This is a genomic window from Streptomyces sp. NPDC025833 (genome assembly GCF_055558055.1).
Window position 1 is genome coordinate 1 of sequence record NZ_JBVHNF010000034.1, and the last position, 16166, is coordinate 16166.

Below are 16166 nucleotides of genomic sequence, written 5' to 3' on the forward strand. Positions count from 1 at the left end.
CTCTCCGGCTACCGCAGACTCAGCCCCCGCTACGAGCGCGATCCCCGCAACTACCTGGCCTTTCTCGGACTCGCCGCCGCCCTCTGCTGCTACAACCGCCTTGTCCGCCTCACCACATAGGACACGGTCTAAAGACCGCAGGCTGGCGGGCGCGGCCAGACGCTCTTGGAGGCGCTGGTTTGTCCTGGGTGAGCTGTCGTACTTGCTGCTTCAGGCTGGTGTGAGCCTTCGGGGAATCGGGGAAATCCTGTTCGAGGTCTCGGATCTTGCCGCGGAGTTCTGCGATACGGGTGCGCTGAGTGAGGCTTTCACGTTGGGTCCCACAGGTGGACCTGCACGCCGTCAGCCGTCGCGCCGCTGCCGCCGTCGACGTTGGCGGCTCCCCCGGACTCAGCCGGGCCGGGGCAGGCCGAGCAGCTCGGCGACCCGCCGCGCGCCCGGATCCCCGGCGTCGAGATGCGGCCGCAGCAGATCGTACGCCGTGTCGGCGTTCCCTTCCCGGGTGAGCACACCTGCCAGCCACCACAGGTGGAACGGCACGGCGAGACCGGTCCCGGCCCGCAGGTAGTAGGCCACCGCGTCACTGTGGCGTTGTGCGTACAGCAGTTGCCGCGCACCGGCCTCCGCGTACCGCCGGCCCATGGGGTTGCCGGAGGCGAGGGCGTCGTCGATCCACTCCAGCACCTGGTCCAGGTGCCCGGTGCACCGGGCCGTGTCGAACGCGTCGAGCAGGGCGTCCGGCTCGTGGTCCGCCTCGGACAGCACCTCCACCCAGCACAGTGCCTCCCAGACGGAGCCGCTGCGCCGCAGCTGATGGCCCCACAGCGCGATCAACAGCCGCCCGCAGGTCCGGCCGAAGCGGGCGGTCGTCCAGGCGACCGCCCGCTCCGCCGACGGCTCGTGGCGGTAGCGCGCGAGGGCGTGGGCGGCCTGGCCGGTCGTACAGCAGGCCATGATGGCCAGCTCCTCGGGACAGGCGTGCTCCAGCACCGCGCACACGAAGCTGCGGGGCCCGTCTTCGAACGGCTGCCTCAGGTCGCCGGCGAGCTGCCACAGGTGGTCCGCCAGCAGGTACCGCGCTTCGCCGGACGCGGTCCGCCCACTGCGCGGATGTACGACGGACAGTGGGCCCGGGACTCCCCGCGCCGGTCGGGTGAGCTGGTCCAGGAAGGCGCCCGGCCACGCGTGCGGCCCCTGCTCGTGGGCCTCGTCCCACTGGGCGTCGCTGAGGTAGGCGGGTGCGGTGGCCGTCAGCAGCCGTTCGGGCAGGGCGGGGCCCAGCCCAAGGGAGCGCAGCTCGACGGCGGCGTGGACGAGGGCCCGTGCTGGCGCGGGCGCCATACGGTAGCGCTCCATTAGTACCGGCACTCCCGCGAGGTACTGGGTGATGCGCCGCTCCGAGGCACCGGCCAGGGCCTGGGTGAGCCGTGCGTCGCCGTGGGCGGCGGCCTCCAGGCGGGTCATGTCGTCCTCGGTGAACGCGTCGGGAACCTCGATTCCGTGTCCCGTCAGCAGCCGGCGTGCCTCGGCATGCGGGTCGGGCCGGTCTGGGGCGACGTGGGCGCACAGGGCCTGCCAGTGCTCGGGCCACACGGTGCCCAGGACCAGGACGGGGGCCATGGACGGGTCGTGGAGCACCTTGTGCAGGGCACCGGCGACGGCCTCGCCGCCCTCTCGCGGCAGGAGGTACAGGTCGGTCTCGTTGATCCAGACCACGGTCCGCGGCCCGAGCCGTCCGACGTCCCGAAGGAGGGCGGCGGGCCGCGGATGGTCCACGGGGTGCCACAGCCGCCAGTCGGCCGGCAGTGCTCGCAGCGCCTCCCAGCAGGCCCGGGTCTTGCCGGTAGCGGACGCTCCGACCATGACCGCCAACGCGCTGCGTCCGCCAGCGGCGCGGGCGACGGCCTCGGCCAGCCGGGTGTCGTGCGGGCGCGCGACATACGTCGGCAGCACAGACGCGGATGCCTGCTCTGCACCCGGGTCCGCGGCCACCTGGATCGCGGCGTGCACCTCCAGGGCCAGCGGGTCGTCGAGTTCACGGACGGGGGCACCCAGTGGGCGAGCCGCCCGTGCCCGCATCCACGCGTCGCGCGCCCGTGCGGCCATGTCCCCCGGGTCCCACCGGGCCACGCGGGCCAGCACGGTGGCGACCGCGACCACGTCCGCCTGCGACGGCGGCAGAGCGGAAGCCGACAGGATCCGATGGACGGAGTCCCGCGCGGGCGCCCCCGCGACGTCGTCGTCCGCTTTGATCAGGGCCGTCAGCTCGTCCAGGGCGGGGGTGTCGGCGGCCAGATAGGCCTCGTAGAGCAGGTCCTTCAGCTCCCGCAGCGGTCCCGGCGGCACACACGGGCGCCGGACGGCACGTGGCCTGCGCACCGAGCCGCTACGTCTTCCCTCGCCACTCATCGCCTTCCATCATGCCCCGTTCCCCGCCGGGCACAAGGCAGTTGCGTATACCGCCCGCGACGGGAGGGACCTCCCGCCACCAGATCCCAGGCAGCCCACCGGCGGCCGCACCTCTCACTACGACGACGAAATCGCGGGCACCACCCCGGCGGCCGAACCTCCCGCCGCGACCAAGTCCCAGGTGCCGACCCGGCCGGGCAGGCGCTTTCGTCGCAACTCAGCGACAGCCGGGCGCCGGTGCGGGACGCTGCTCCTCCTTCCCCGGGCCGACCCCGGCCCCTCTGTGATCGGAGTTCGCCATGCCCCGTACCCCCGCGCACCGCCGCACGCCCGCCGACCGCGCACGGCTGACCACCGCCGCCCTGACGGGCGCCGTGTCCGGAGCCGTCCGGGCCACCCTGGCCTGGCTGCTCGACCAGGTCCACCTCTGACCGCCGTGGCCCCCGCCCGGCACCCGCCTGGAACGGCCCCCGCGCGAACCGGCCGTCGGCGGCATCAGCGGTCCGCGTGCGCGTCCTGCCGGTAGGTCTGCGCCCCGTGGACCGCCCTACGGGGCGGGTGACGCGCCTACCCGCCCTCTCGGTCGGCGTTCTGCGCGTGCCAAGCACGTTCCGGTCCTGCACCCACGGGGCAGGCCAGCACCTCGGTGTCCTTCCGGAGCAGGTGGACGTGGTGGTTGCCGCCGAGTTCACTGGCGAGGGCCGTGCGCACGAAGGAGGTGAGCTTAATGTTGCCGATCCGCGGAATGAAGGAGCGCAGTACCGCCTCAGTGTCGGCGGCGTGGTGGCAGCACCTGGCGTGCAGGCAGCGCCCCTGCTGTATCTGCGCGTTCCGGTCCCGGCCACCTCTTGGCAGCCGGGACCGGAACGTAGGTGGTGCTGTGGCTCGGAACGATTGCGCCGTTGCCGTGGGCCTTTCCTCATGCGCGGGTTCACCGCGGCCGGTGGTCGTCACCAGTGCACTGAGGACGGGACTTCCACGGAGACGGTGCCTCTGCGAGCCGTAGGTCAGACTGGTGCCGACGCTGGGCAGGGAGGTGGCGCCGCCAGTACGGTGGCCCCGAACGGGGCACCGCTCGCCCCCTGCCGGAAGGTGCGGCCGCCCGGAGGCAGCCGCCGTGGATCCGATGGCCGGCCATTGTTTTTCCGTCTACTTACCACCCCTGGTGCGCAACGCCCAGATAATGAAGGCGACTACGATCAATGCAAGGATCACGATGGTGAACGTCGTGTTCCTGAAAGGGCCTCCGCCAGGGAAAATGACGCCCAGTACCTCATGCTTCGGTATCATTTATCCTCCGATTGCCTCAGTCTGCATGGTCACGTGATGGCCTCGTCGAACGCTTGCGAGGCCTTGTTTCCGACGACATTCGCGGCAACGGCGCACACCGGCGCGGCCGTGCCACCGGTCAGGTAGTCGCAACCCGCGTTGAAGGCCAGCTCCGACGCGAAGCCCACGGAGGTGGAGAGTGCTCCGCGATAGTCTCCGTCCGCCACCTGGCTGCCGATGTTGTAGAGGTTCACCACTTTGCCCGCGACGAACTTCCGCCTGTCACCGACGTTGGACCAGCCCAGGCGGCAGCGGACCACCGTCAACGTCGGCCGCGCCGCATCTCCTGAACTTTTCGCATGTGCTGCGCATCCCGTTCCTCGGACCGACGCCGCGATCGTGCCACCACAGATCCCAACAATGTGTAGAGCACCGCGTAGATCAGACATTGGGCTGCGAAGTCCCACCCCCACGACCGGTCGCTCACGAGCGTCGTGATAACGCTCACTACCACTACCAATGCCGGCGCAGCATCGATCCGCCTCCACCATGTCGTCATAGTCGACCGTTACCCCTTCGCCTCTTGATCACTGAGGGCGGGGGTGGGCGGGCGGGAGAACCGTCTACGGCGTGCGGTGCCGGCCTTGCTGGCCGATCGTTTGGGGAGGCAATGTGGGACAGATCGATGAGGGACTGCACGTTCTTGCGCACCGTCGGCTGCCTGTTCGGTCCGCTTCACCGGCGCGTGGGATACGTGGCGGTACTGGTCCGCACACAAGGCACATCGTCCCGGCACTCCTGCAAATACCGAGGACAAAGCGCTCGTTATGAGCCCGGCCTGCAACCAGAAAGCTGCGCGGACAAGGAACTTTCCCTTGTTTACCGAGAGGAGACGTCTCTTCCTAGCTCTACGGCTCCTCGGAGGATAGCCAGCAGAGCAACTATCGCAGTACCCACCAGGATCCAGAGTGCAATTTCGGACGGTCGCCAGTAGATGAAGAGAGGCATTGCAGCCGCGCATCCCACCAGAGCCGCCGTGGCGACCACGATTCTCGTTTTAGCATGCAATGGGTGCATATACGCTTCCTCCGTTGCGCGATTACGGACCAGACACTGCTGCAGTAAGGGCTCCGCCGATTACGCCGAAGAATCCGCCGACAACACATGCCTTGGCGACGTCGCCGCCGGATCCCCCTGAGATTGCCTCGCCCACAGCGGCGCCAGCACAGCCTCCCATGGCTCCCCCGAGGACCGGTCCGCCGAGAGCCGTACCTGCAGCCAGTGCAAGTGCACCAACGACTCCCGAACCCAGGGCGACGTCCCAACTGAACAGTCCGGTGGGATCGCTGCTATTGACGGGGGCGCCCTCGGCGTACAGGTAGGCATTCTGTTCCTCGCCGCTGGGGTCGGGCTGGGTGAAGCGGCCGAGGTTGGGGTCGTAGTAGCGGGCGCTCACCTTGTACAGCCCGGAGGGGTCGAGGTAGGCGCTGATATAGCGGAAGGGCTGCTGGGCGCCGGTGTTGGCGCGCGCCTCGCCATAGGGGCCGTAGGTGTAGGTGGCGGTGCGCTTGCCGGTGGTGTCGACCAGGCCGATGACGGAGTTCTGGGCATCAGTCAGGTAGTACTGGCTGCTCCCGCCGGCCCTCATGGCCACCAGCGTGCCCGAGGGTTCGCGGACGAAACCGGTGGCCGTCCCCGTCACGCTCTGGCCGGTGATGCCGACCGCGGCGTTGGTGAAGGTGATCGCGTCGCGGGTTAGGCGCTGGATGTTGTCTGTGCCGGCATAGGTTCGCTGGGTGGTGGCGCCGGACTGGGTGTAGGCGGCGAGCTGGGTGAACGGCGTCCAGGACTCGGCCGTGCGGATGACGCGGTGTCAGCAGCGCTTGGTGGTGCGGACCTCGTGGGAGGCCTCGTCCGCGATGGCGATCAGGCCGTAGCCCGAGGTGCGCTCGCTGACGGTGTTGGCGGGGTTGCCCCAAGCACTCCTGCAGCCCAGCACATGCGCGGCGGGGCAGGTCAGAGCGCACGCTCAAGGCCCCGTTCGAACTCGGCAACGCGACTCAGGATGCGACCCGGGCCGCAACCCAGGACGGGACTCGGAGGGAGACTCAGGACGCGGCCCAGGGCACGACCTCGTCGGTCCGCCACCGGTCGCGGCAGGCCCCACGCACGCGTGGGAAGCCTCGGGAAGCGGGCCCTGAAGAGGGGGAGCTGACAGGTCCGAATGCTGTCGCCCGGGGCAAGTCCGGCTCGGAGATCCACTTGAGCTACTGGGGCGGAGGCCGGATGCTGTGGTGCTCGGGTGCCTGACACCGCTGGAACACGGCAGCTTTCCGGTCCTGCGCTTGGGCGGGACCGGAAGCCAGGTGACGGGCGGGATCGTTGCTGACGGGCGGCTGTCAGGGGCCGGCGGAGCCCTGATACTGAATGGAGAAAACGCGCAGTTCGACGTTCTCACTGCCGGTCTCTTCGCCGTCCATGAGGTAGCGCTCCTCAGCGTCCTGAGAGGAGGCGGCGCGCTGGGTGTAGCCGATCCTGTCGGGTCGGGTCACACCCGCGGGTAGGAGTGCTCTAACCCGCCCGCCGGGCGACGCTGCCCTGAAGCCCTGAAGTATGGGCGGGGTAAACACCCCCACCACAAACCTCTGACACCACTCCGGCCGCGTCTGGAACGCCACCGGATGGATCGTGCCTGGCGCCTCCCGCTGGAACTGGGACCAGGACGGCGGGCCCGGAGCCGAGCTCTTCCGGCGACCTCACCGGGCGCTGCGTCGGCGATCTCGGCGCCGGATCGAGTCGGCACGCCGCCCACCTGGCCGTCCGCCACCGGTGGTGATCAACTTCCTAGTCGGCGTGAAGTTGAGCACCGCCGGTGATGAGCGGGCAGTGTTGGAGCGCGCGCCGCGGCAGCGGTCGCTCTGCGTGTGAGCAGACGGCTGAGGTTATCCACCCTCACCCACCACCTCGGCGGTACTCCCGTCCGCCCCGACGTGCAGCAAACCACGATCGATGCGAAGATCCCCGACGGCGAGCGGCCACCATGCGCCGCACAGGAACAGTTTCGTTTACGCCGACCGCCCCCGCCCGCAGTGCGGGTGGGAGCGGTCGGACATAAGCAGCCGGACTGCAGGTCCTCTCGACTGACGCGACGGCTCAGAAGTCGTCGGGCAGTGCGCCCACCGTGTAGGTGTCGTAGATGTCGAGGAGGTCCTCCTCGGCGTCCAGCCACACCTCCGACGGCATCCGGCAGACCAGGGCGGTCAGCCGGGCCAGAGCGGTAAGCCCCGGCAGGCGGTCGGTCTCCTCTGCGGGAAGGAGATCCGCGCTCGGCCACTCGTCGGACAGGGCGCGCAGGCAGTCGTGCATGGCGCGGTCCTCGTCGACGGCCGGGCGATCGTCCGTTACATGCCAGAGGCCCGCCGTCGGGACCGGCCGGCACGCGGCGACGAGCTGCCGTCGCAGTGCCGGGTCCGCGCCCTGCCAGGAAGCGGGGAGGACCAAGCCGGACAGGGCCGCCGTGGCCTTCGCGTCCGCTTCCTCCAGCCAGCCCGGTTCGATACCCAACGCGGTCAGCCCGTAGGGGGCTCGCCGTGCCGGTGCAGGAGGCAGAGCGCCCGCTGACCATGGGTCACACGCACATCTCGTCCCGTCCGGTCAGGTAGTGCCTGTCCCAGTTGTAAACGGTGCTGTAAATGCGATGACCTGTCCCACGCGGGCCACTCGCGATCATGAAGTTGCCGACGGCCTTGTAGTAGTAGCAGGTTCCGCGCGGCGCCCAGTTGGCCACCGCACGGCCCTTGAATGCGCTGTTGCCGGACGAGTAGCCCGTGTCCATCTTCTCCCAGCCGTACCAGCGGGACCGGTAGAGCGTGACGTGGATGGAAAAGCTGGGCACCTTCTTCTTGCATTTGAGGTCGGCATGGACATTGATGCGCCCAGGCTTCTTGTGCGACTCGTGTGGATAGTCTACGAAGGCCCCGCAGCGCCACTTGTTGCTGCCGTACTCGCCGGTGTGGTCGGTACAGTTGACGCCGTCGCCCGAGCAGTACTCGTACGAGTTGGCGTTGCCTCCCTGGACTGGGTCAACGGACGGCCACGATGAAGCTGTCGGCCGTGCCGACCCGCGCAAGGAGCGTCTGGTGAGTACCGGGGTCGTGCAGGAGGTTGGCGTGAACGACCAGGACGCCACCGGCGTTGCGCTGCGGTTGGACTGAGTTCGACCAACGCGTGCTCAACACCCTTCCCGGCCTTCCCTTCCTGGTGAGATCCCTCGCCCCGATGCCACCTGTACCTCCGAACGACCCGGGCCCCGCAATCCGCAGGAGGTTCGAGGCTGCCACCGGCACGTCCTTCACGGACGGGTTCGCCGGGATGAGGGGCGGCCAGGAGCGTCCGGGGACTCCGGGTGAACACAACCCGGTGAGCGCTGGGGTCATCGAGGTGGCGGAGGTGGTGCAGGGAGCGGTTCTCGACGACCTCGGACGGCGCATCGCGCGAGTACAGGAACAACACAGGCAGCGGGCCGCCGACTACCCCGCCCCGCATCCCACGCAACCGGTCACCCACGACCACGGCCAGGAGCAGTCCGCCGCCCACCAGCCCCACCTTCCCCCAAGCCCCGGCCGCACATAGAAACTCCCGGGCCGAACGCAACGGCCGCCCGCCACCCTCCTCAAACGACGAGCAGCCGACCGGTCACGACCCCTGGGAGAAGCAGCCGACCGGCCCGGACCCGGAACACCGGTCGGCCGCGCGCTCTCCTCGCGCCGTTCCGCTGGCCACGGCGTCAGGACGACGCCGCGGCCGCCCACCGACACCCCCGGCACGCCGCCCACGGCGTCCCCTGCTCCGCGCTGACCGGGGGCGTCGCGGACTACTCGGCCTGGGCGGTGGGCGCGGTACCGAGCTCCTCCAGGAGTTTGTCGACGAGGTCGGGGTCCGCAGGCGGTGCGCTGCCCTCAACCGGCCATGGCAGGTCGACGAGCACAGGGCGGCCGGCCGGCTCCGTCCAGCCGTCGAGGCTGCGGGGCGGGTCGGTGTCGATCAGGCGGACTCGCTCGTCACGAACGGCCAAGGCCAGGGCAAGCGTGAAACTCGTGCGGGATTTGCCCCGCCCGCCCGGCCGGATCGCCTTGCTGTTCAGGACCTCCCGGGAGGTGGGCCGGAGAGTCTCGTAGGCGGCGGCTGGAGCCGTGCCGCTGGGGACGGGGGCCGGGGCGGTGGTGAGGGCCCGGGCCTGTGCGGGGGGCATGCCGGTAGCCGCGACGAGGGCCCGGACGGCGTCGTCGGGCAGTCGGTCGCGGGTGAGTTCGGCCGGAGCCGACGGCGGTGCGCCCACCCGGGGCGGGCGGCAGGACGCGGTGGCACGGGCCCGCAGGGCGGCCGGAGCCGCGGCCGGCGCACGATAGGCCGACGCAGCCCGGCCCGGCCCGCGGACGCGGCCGAGGTGTCACGGGCCGTGGGGCCGAACGGCGGGCGGGCGCGGACGCGGCCGGGCGGCCCGCCCCCGGCGGTCGCCGGGGGCGGGCCGGGGGCGAGGAAATCGCCGCGGAGGGGCCGGGATGACCCAAACAGACAACTGGCGGCGCGGGGCGCTGCGCGGGCAACGGTTCCGGGGTGGGTGCGCTGGTACTCGCGCACGGCGCGGTCGAACTGCCGGGTGCAGCGGTCGGTCATGACATCTCACGTCCTCGATCGGCCGGTGCCCCACACGCGTCGGCCGTCCGGGAAGGGAGGGCATGACGAAATCGCTCGCGCAAGTCTCAGACGTCTGCGATCCCCTCCGACGGTGTGGGCGTCGGACATCCTTGAACGCAACCTGGCTTCCGGCTGCCGGGGTCCCGGGGCGCGGGCCGAAGGCCCGGCTGTACGCGCCGCGTGATCCGCACAAGAGGATCACGCCGTGACCATCCGCTTTGCTACAAGGAATGTGGTCCGCATCCGATTTTCCCAGCCGTGGCCGGACGGACCGCGGCTGCCGTCGCCCCCGCGCAGCCGTCCTCGCCGTTGCTGTGACCGGCATCCGTACGTTGACCGCGACGTTGAGGATGACGTCGCTCTGGGCGAGGGCGGACGCTTGCGAGTGCCAGTGCGAACTTGGGGTTGTCGAGCGGCGGCATCGGCGCCTGCCCCACACCGTGCATTCGCCACTGCGCCGATCGCCCCACCGCGGTGGCCGCCCGCGGCACGACGGCGCCCGTGAAGTCGTTCAGCGGGCTGCCTGTGTCGGTTGCAACTGCCACGCGCGGCCCACCCGCTCGCACATCAGGGGGTGCGGCCCACCATGGAGAGGACAGGGTCGGTCGGCTCGAGGGCCAGGTAACTCTCTGCCGTGGCGCCTTCCAGGAGCAGGGGTTTGTCGGGGTCGTCCACGCGTACGGGAGGAAGTGGCCCTGTGAGCCAGCTGTCCTCCGGGTGTTCTTCGGCCAGCCGGAAGGCCGTGCTCACCGCCTCACGAACGCGCGTCCGATACCGCTGCTCCTGCTCGTAGTGGGCTTGACGAGCCCGACGCGCGTACTGCTCGCGGGCCTCGTCGTCGTCCTGGTCCTGACCGAAGCCGGGGTCGTTTAGGCGGGGGCTGTCGGCGAATGCCACGGTGTCGGGCATGTCGGTCTGCTGGAGGTGCAGGGCCGCACACGCCGCGTAGAGGCGGCGGGAGAGACCGAGGTGGATGCCGGTGCCGGGGATGCGGGCGGCGATGAACGCGGTGGCGTCCGTGTGCGACGCCAGGCTTCCCTCGTTGTCTACCTGCTGTGCGCGCAGCCGATGACGCAGGCCGGTGGTGAATTCGTCGTGTTCCAGCAGCGTCAGGGAACCGGTGCGGTGACGCCCGCGTTCCGAACGGTCGCGGCGCATCGGAACGACTCGCCGCTGCTCCACGGCCCCGAAGGCCAAGGCCTGGTACATCAGGAGCTGCTGCCGGGTGACGGCCATCAGGGCTTCGGGGTCATCGGCGACGTGATCCTCCGCGTAGCCTTGCGGGCTGCCGACCGGGGAGGCGCCGGTCCGCGGTCCGCCGTGGGGGTGGGCCGTGTGCAGGACCAGGAACAGGTGGTCCTGCTCCCACTTGCCGGGCTTGTTGCCGGGCAGCGACGTGCCGCAGAGGACCTGCCGGTGTGCCATGCCGGGCATGAGGGCGCTGCCACCGTCCAGCTGGATCTTCCCGTTCGTCAGCACGCTGGCTCCGAGTGCACGGGCTGCCTTCGCCTCGATCAGCCAGGGCAGGCCGGCGGCGTGGTGGTTGCCCCACAAATCGGGAAGCTTGGCAGTCGGATCGGTGAAGGCGGGCAGACCGCCCGGACCTTGGGCTTCGAGATGCCAGGTTTTTGCCAGGCCAGCCATCCCGGCGCAGAGCCAGTGCGCCATCGTCATGCCCAAGTGGTAACCGAAGGCGGAGTGGGCGCTGCGCTCACTGCCGTACTGGTAGAGGGCGTTCACGAAGAGCCGGCGGCCGGCCGCAGGCGCGGGCGCGGACACGTTTTTGAGTTGGAGGTAGGCCTGAAGGGGGGCGGTACGGGAGATGAGCTCGTTGACGGCGAGCCAGGGGGTGCGGCGTAGCCACGGCGTCAAATCGCGTCCGACCTCCTTGGCCGCGAGGAGGACCTGCCGCCAGGTCGTGGTCGCCAAGTAGGTCCCGTACGGAGGCATGTCGGCCACCCCCGGCCACGGCTGGGTAGCACCCCTCCACAGAGGTTCGGAGGGCCGCCGCAGCGAGCTGAAGTCGCGTACGACGACGGGTATGTCGAGGGCGTCGGCCGGGCTGAAGGCGAAGTCGGCCACGTCGCGAGGGGGCTGCATGATCACGCCGACAGCCTGGCATGGGGCACGGACATTAGTCGCAGCTTTGACCGAGCGGTCGCTAAGGGGAACATCGGCAGATGAGCCGGGGGTGCTTGCCAGCAGCCGTCCGCCGCCCGACCCGCACACTCAGACGTGGACTCGTACGTGATGCGTACACCTCCACGGACGCTGCGAGTAGACAGTACGTCTGGTTCCGTCCATCGCATGCCGGTGATCGTCCAGCGACGCATCCAGCCGTCCCCAGTCGGCGTGGACCGCAGTGAACCCCCCTCCGCCCTCCCCAGGCGCCCCCGCAAAGCCCCCAGCGGCGCTGCCACGTCTGGCCGCCTGGTGACCGGCTCCTCAACGGCCGTGTCCAGCCGCTCGCCGGCACCCTGCGCATCGTGCCTCGGGCCCCGCGGCCGCGGGGCCCGAGCGATGGCGCGCGCCGACAGCAGGTCCGCTTCCTGTGCGTACCTGATTGACGTGAGGTACATGTCGGGCAGCCCAGGACACAGGTCGCTCATCGCGGAGTCTTGAGGCGAGCGGCACGTAGAGCCTTCCGGGGCCCCGCGTGCAGCGCGCGCGGCCTATGACGGCGGTTTGATCGCAGGCACTGCATCCAGCTCACGGTGAGCGGCCTGAAGAGCCGTGGCGACTGAAGCCCGGGTGCTGCCCTGCTTCCCGAGCTGGTAGGCGTGCGTGAAGTGGGCTGCGGCATGGCGGCGTGGCTGGCAGCCTGGGCACAGGGAGCGTCCGTGTCGAGACTGGCCTCCACCGAAGTGCGGATGAGCCGCTGCGTGATCAAGCGCAGGCGGTCCAGCTTGGTCTTGGCGAGCAAGATGCCCAGCTGGCAGCATCGCGCCCTGCACATCCCCTGGCACCGGATCGTCGCCCTCGCCGGCGCCCCGAACTGGGACCGTGGCCGCGACGTCCCAGACCTGTGGCGCCCCTACGAGCGCATCGCCGTACCCCGGCCACCCACCGGCCCCACGAGCACGAGGAGCGCCGCTCTGCGCGCCGCGCCGCGCCGCGCCGCCACAGGACGATGCCGCATGACCGGAAAGCACACGCGCGGCGGGGCGAAGGCCGCCGAGCGGTTCGGCGAGTTCCGGGCGCTGGCCTCGGTCGCGGACGACGAGATCGGCGAGGCCCTCGAACTCCTCTGGGATACTCCCGCGGTGAACACCTGCATCTTGCGGCGCGCGGCGGTGCTCTCTTAGCGAGCTCGTGCACGGTAGGCGGTGAGACGTCGTGGACCGCAGCGGGGCTTGAGGCTCACATCTACCGTGCCGCGGTCAGGTCCGCGGTCTGCTGATGGGACAGCAGACCAGCGACGGCCTGGACGATGTCGCTCATGTGCTCGCGGCGGCCGAGGTGACGGGCGAGTGCCCGCCACTTCTTCAGGTGGGCGATGCCGTGCTCGACCCGGATGCGTCGTGAGGAATGCGCCTTGCGCTGCCGCTAATGCATCTCCTCGTACCACTCCGGAGCGTTCTTCTTGAACTTGCGATGTGGCGGTGTGATCACGCGCCCGCCGGTCTGCGCGCCCAGACCCTGATAACCGGCATCGGCGAGAATCTCGACCGCCGGCCCGTCGGCCAGGAGCTTGACCAGGCCTGACTGGCGGGCGTGGGTGATGTCCGCACAGCTGCCGGGCCGGGTCGGACTGCAGAACAGCACGCGGCCGTCCTCGTCCGTAATGACCATGCTCTTCACGGCGTTCTGCCTGCTCTTGCCGGAGATGAACTTGTCCCGGTCCTTGCGTCCGGCGGCCGGCCGCCGGACCCGTATCTCAGTGCCGTCGACGATCCCGGTCGCCCCACTGCTGCCGAGGTGGTCGACAACCTCGGCCAGACTCCACAGCCGCACACCGGAACTGACAGTGCAGCCGCGCTCGGCGAGCAGGGGCCGCACCTCACCGACGGCGCGGGTGATCGTGGAGCGGTCCACACCGAACCAGCAGGCCAGTACGTCATGAGTGACTCCGTGGCGGAGATGGACGAGCGTGGCCAGGAGCCGGTCGATGAACACGAGCCGGTGCTTCGCACCGGCTCCCACGGCCCGCTTCCGCGGCCGGGAGGCAAGCCTGGCATGGTGCCGCTCGTGCCATGAGGGACCGATTTCAGCGACGAGTTGTGCGATCACCTCGGCCGACAGGCCCGTGATCCTCCGGTCGCTGACGATCGCTGCTCGAGTCGCGTTCCCCACCACACACCCATGATCAATGATCACGGCTCCGACGTCTCACCGCCTACCGTGCACGAGCTCGTAAAGGTTGTCCCGTAAGCCCATGAGGCTGAGGGTCATGCTGCGTCAGGGTCGGTGCCGATGGCGCCGGCCGAGCGAAGGGAACGCCCGAGGTCTCCGGTGAGGATGCGCGGGTGTCGCCGCCACCACCACAGGTCGGGGCCGGGCAGCCTGTGGAACGACGAGCAGGACCTGTCGGCCGCAAGCCAGGCGACGCCATCGGGAGCCGATCCGACGACGGTGACCCGCGAGAGGCGGGAGAGGTGTTGCAGGGCGCGGCTGGACGGATCGACACCGGACGGGTAGACAAGCACGTGGAAGCTCCTGGCGGACTGGTGATCTTGGTCGTGAACCCGTCTACAGGAGCTTTCTTCATGCCGACCGCCGGGGCCGCCGGTCCAACCATCCGTCAGGTTAAAAACGGCTCAATGGCCGGCCATACACGACGGGGAAGGTTGTCAGTTCGGTGAGGGGCCCAGCAGATCCCAGGGCGACGGTGATCCGGGGCCCTGGGGCGGGCGCTTGCCACCGAGACGGCCGTCGGGGCGCTGGTTGATCCAGGACAGGCCACCGAGGTCGAGCTGGTGGCGGGCGCGGGTCACGGCGACGTAGGCGAGGCGGGCCTCGGCTTCGTCGATGTCGCCGGGCAGCGGGTCCCCGTTCTCATCGGTGGCTTCCTGGTCCACGGGTTCGGCGAAGTCCTCGCCGATACGGACGGAGGCCCATTCACGGCCCTTGGCCTTGTGCGCGGTGGAGACGACGATCTCGGCACCCTGCTCGACGGCAAGCTTGTCCACCGCGCCCAGGATGACGTCGACCCCGTGTTCGTCGACGAGATCGACCAGCGGCAGCAGATCCCGTCCCGAAGGGTCGTACTCGGCGTACTCCTGGAGTTCGCCCCAGGAGTCAAAAAGGATCAGTTCAGGGTGGGTGCTGCGTCTGCCGGCCTTCAGGTCGCGGGCGGCTCTCGCGAGGGCCCGCAGGGACTCCCCACCGCCAACCAGGGCGACGCGGCGGCCCTCGTCGAGCAGGCGCATGACTTCGAGCATCGCCCCGACGTTGGAGCGGCACAGGATCGCATCCGGATGCTCGACGCGCTCCAGCCGGGTGTTGATCGCGGCCGTGCCGGCCAAGCGGATCGGAGCATCCACGATGCCCAGCCACCGGTTGGCCTCCTCAGCAAGCGCGGGGCCGAAACGGAACGACTGCGACAGCGCGCGCTCGGTGCCCTCGAAGCTCCTCATCACGTCCCGCGCGCCGCGCCAGCCGTAGATCGCCTGCGCGGAGTCCCCGACCATCACCAACTGGGCGTTGCCCCGCTGGTCGTTGAAGACCTTCTCGACCACGGGGTTGGTGTCCTGGGCCTCGTCCAGGAGCAAAAAGTCCGCGTCGATCCGCGGCTGGGTGAGGGCCCAGTGCTTAAGGTAGTGGTCGTGGTCGAACCGCACGACACCTTCCTCCGGGTTCTGCAGGTCCTTCCATGCCCGGTCCGCATACGGCAGGACGAGATCGACGAGCTGGGCGTGGAGATGCTCTGCCTCGATACCGCGCAGACGCGGGACGTGATAGCGCTGGATGGCCAGATCCGCAGACTGGCAAAAGCGGGTGACAGTCCGTAGCACGGTATGGGACAGAGCCTTGTTCGTGACGTTGCGCTCGCCGATCCGCACACGCATGTTGATACCGATACCCAGAGCCGCGCCGGTCTTCCAGCCCGGCACGCGCGGCGCATCCAGCCGGTTCCTGAAACGGTGACCGACCGCGGCATACGCCAGCGCGTGCATCGTCTTGCACAGCACGTTGCCGGGAAACTTACGAGAGGCCTCCGTGGCGATGGCCTTGTTGAAGGCGATATAGCGGCCCCGCTTGCCCGTACTGGCCGCGATCATCGACAAAGTGGTCGTCTTGCCGGTTCCGGCGCCAGCCTGCAGGACCAGGTGATCCCCGCGCCGGAAGGCATCGACGGCGCCGCTCTGCTCGGCGGTGGGTGCGGGCATGATGCTCCTCAAAACAGCGGGTGCTACTTCATAGCGCAATCGCAAGGTGACACACAGACGCAGCCGGTGTCCGGCGATCACCCAATCCGCACCCACGACGCGGGCGCGGACCGGACAGCAGCTTGGTTCGCGGCGGTGGCCGGTCACCAGCTCCCGCGCCGGCCACGCTCAAAGGACACGGCCTCGGGCGGGGCCGTCGCCGTCCCAGCCAAACCGCATGCGCGGCCCGTAGCGACTGCCCCGCGACTAGGATGTCGTGCCTGGTGGTGGTCGGTGCGGGGTGCGCATCGAGGGCCTGGCCCATGCCGACGCTCGGCGGTGAAGTGGACATCAGGCGCCAGGCCCTCGCCCCGGTCCCACCGCATAGCCTGCGGCGTGGGCTTGCGGCTGGGCATCACCAGTGGAGTGGGTCTCAATGTCGACCTCCTGCTTGATCGACGAACGGGAGGAATACCCGATGGT

At 69.7% G+C, this 16166-nt stretch carries 14 protein-coding genes and 3 pseudogenes; 4 read left to right on the forward strand and 13 right to left on the reverse strand.

The features are described 5' to 3' along the window. Positions 1–120 (forward strand): annotated as a pseudogene (locus ACZ4K2_RS35585) (IS5/IS1182 family transposase); the annotation flags it as partial. 270 nt (positions 121–390) lie between these two features. Here the strand turns inward: ACZ4K2_RS35585 and ACZ4K2_RS35590 are convergent. Further along, positions 391–2409, reverse strand: coding sequence for a hypothetical protein (locus ACZ4K2_RS35590; protein ID WP_467480651.1), 2019 nt, complete (start codon positions 2407–2409; stop codon positions 391–393). Positions 2410–2708: 299 nt separating this feature from the next. Between ACZ4K2_RS35590 and ACZ4K2_RS35595 the strand changes: the two genes are divergently transcribed. Further along, positions 2709–2840, forward strand: coding sequence for a hypothetical protein (locus ACZ4K2_RS35595; RefSeq protein WP_467480649.1), 132 nt, complete (start codon positions 2709–2711; stop codon positions 2838–2840). Positions 2841–2976: 136 nt separating this feature from the next. Here the strand turns inward: ACZ4K2_RS35595 and ACZ4K2_RS35600 are convergent, their stop codons facing one another. From ACZ4K2_RS35600 to ACZ4K2_RS35630, 7 genes are all read right to left on the reverse strand, one after another. Beyond that, positions 2977–3363, reverse strand: a complete 387-nt coding sequence (locus ACZ4K2_RS35600; protein WP_467480647.1) for a DUF6420 family protein — start codon at positions 3361–3363, stop codon at positions 2977–2979. 365 nt (positions 3364–3728) lie between these two features. Then, positions 3729–3932, reverse strand: a complete 204-nt coding sequence (locus ACZ4K2_RS35605; protein ID WP_467770008.1) for a hypothetical protein — start codon at positions 3930–3932, stop codon at positions 3729–3731. An 845-nt stretch (positions 3933–4777) separates the two neighbouring features. After that, a complete protein-coding gene (locus tag ACZ4K2_RS35610) occupies positions 4778–5380 on the reverse strand; it encodes an RHS repeat-associated core domain-containing protein (protein ID WP_467480644.1) in 603 nt (200 codons plus the stop codon). A 171-nt stretch (positions 5381–5551) separates the two neighbouring features. Further along, a complete protein-coding gene (locus ACZ4K2_RS35615; RefSeq protein ID WP_467480642.1) occupies positions 5552–5677 on the reverse strand; it encodes a hypothetical protein in 126 nt (41 codons plus the stop codon). A gap of 400 nt (positions 5678–6077) precedes the next feature. Further along, a complete protein-coding gene (locus ACZ4K2_RS35620) occupies positions 6078–6356 on the reverse strand; it encodes a hypothetical protein (protein WP_467480640.1) in 279 nt (92 codons plus the stop codon). Between the two features lie 475 nt (positions 6357–6831). Further along, positions 6832–7242: a hypothetical protein gene (locus tag ACZ4K2_RS35625; RefSeq protein WP_467480638.1), complete on the reverse strand. Its 411-nt coding sequence runs from the start codon at positions 7240–7242 to the stop codon at positions 6832–6834. Positions 7243–7306: 64 nt separating this feature from the next. After that, entirely contained in the window at positions 7307–7807 is a 501-nt protein-coding gene (locus ACZ4K2_RS35630) for a hypothetical protein (RefSeq protein ID WP_467480636.1), read from the reverse strand. Positions 7808–8097: 290 nt separating this feature from the next. On the opposite strand from ACZ4K2_RS35630, the gene ACZ4K2_RS35635 reads away from it, so the two are divergent. Beyond that, the gene (locus ACZ4K2_RS35635) at positions 8098–8310 is read left to right on the forward strand and encodes a hypothetical protein (RefSeq protein WP_467480634.1); all 213 of its coding nucleotides are present in this window, start codon (positions 8098–8100) and stop codon (positions 8308–8310) included. Positions 8311–8551: 241 nt separating this feature from the next. On the opposite strand, the gene ACZ4K2_RS35640 is transcribed toward ACZ4K2_RS35635, so the two are convergent. Both ACZ4K2_RS35640 and ACZ4K2_RS35645 read right to left on the reverse strand, forming a co-directional pair. After that, positions 8552–8929, reverse strand: a complete 378-nt coding sequence (locus tag ACZ4K2_RS35640) for a P-loop NTPase family protein (protein WP_467480633.1) — start codon at positions 8927–8929, stop codon at positions 8552–8554. Positions 8930–9942: 1013 nt separating this feature from the next. Further along, positions 9943–11481, reverse strand: coding sequence for a hypothetical protein (locus ACZ4K2_RS35645; protein ID WP_467480631.1), 1539 nt, complete (start codon positions 11479–11481; stop codon positions 9943–9945). Positions 11482–12533: 1052 nt separating this feature from the next. Here ACZ4K2_RS35645 and ACZ4K2_RS35650 point away from each other — a divergent pair. Further along, positions 12534–12677 (forward strand): annotated as a pseudogene (locus ACZ4K2_RS35650) (site-specific integrase); the annotation flags it as partial. Between the two features lie 64 nt (positions 12678–12741). Here ACZ4K2_RS35650 and ACZ4K2_RS35655 read toward each other — a convergent pair. From ACZ4K2_RS35655 to ACZ4K2_RS35665, 3 genes and pseudogenes are all read right to left on the reverse strand, one after another. Continuing rightward, positions 12742–13692: pseudogene (locus ACZ4K2_RS35655) on the reverse strand (transposase). A 71-nt stretch (positions 13693–13763) separates the two neighbouring features. Then, positions 13764–14021, reverse strand: a complete 258-nt coding sequence (locus tag ACZ4K2_RS35660) for a hypothetical protein (RefSeq protein ID WP_467770009.1) — start codon at positions 14019–14021, stop codon at positions 13764–13766. 144 nt (positions 14022–14165) lie between these two features. Continuing rightward, a complete protein-coding gene (locus ACZ4K2_RS35665) occupies positions 14166–15704 on the reverse strand; it encodes a UvrD-helicase domain-containing protein (protein WP_467480630.1) in 1539 nt (512 codons plus the stop codon). Between the last annotated feature and the right edge of the window lie 462 nt (positions 15705–16166).

Excerpts from the sequence above, each read along its gene's own strand:
- ACZ4K2_RS35590 (WP_467480651.1), bottom strand. The coding sequence starts at position 2,409 with ATGAGTGGCGAGGGAAGACGTAGCGGCTCGGTGCGCAGGCCACGTGCC.
- ACZ4K2_RS35640 (WP_467480633.1), bottom strand. The coding sequence starts at position 8,929 with ATGCCCCCCGCACAGGCCCGGGCCCTCACCACCGCCCCGGCCCCCGTC.
- ACZ4K2_RS35595 (WP_467480649.1), top strand. The coding sequence starts at position 2,709 with ATGCCCCGTACCCCCGCGCACCGCCGCACGCCCGCCGACCGCGCACGG.
- ACZ4K2_RS35665 (WP_467480630.1), bottom strand. The coding sequence starts at position 15,704 with ATGCCCGCACCCACCGCCGAGCAGAGCGGCGCCGTCGATGCCTTCCGG.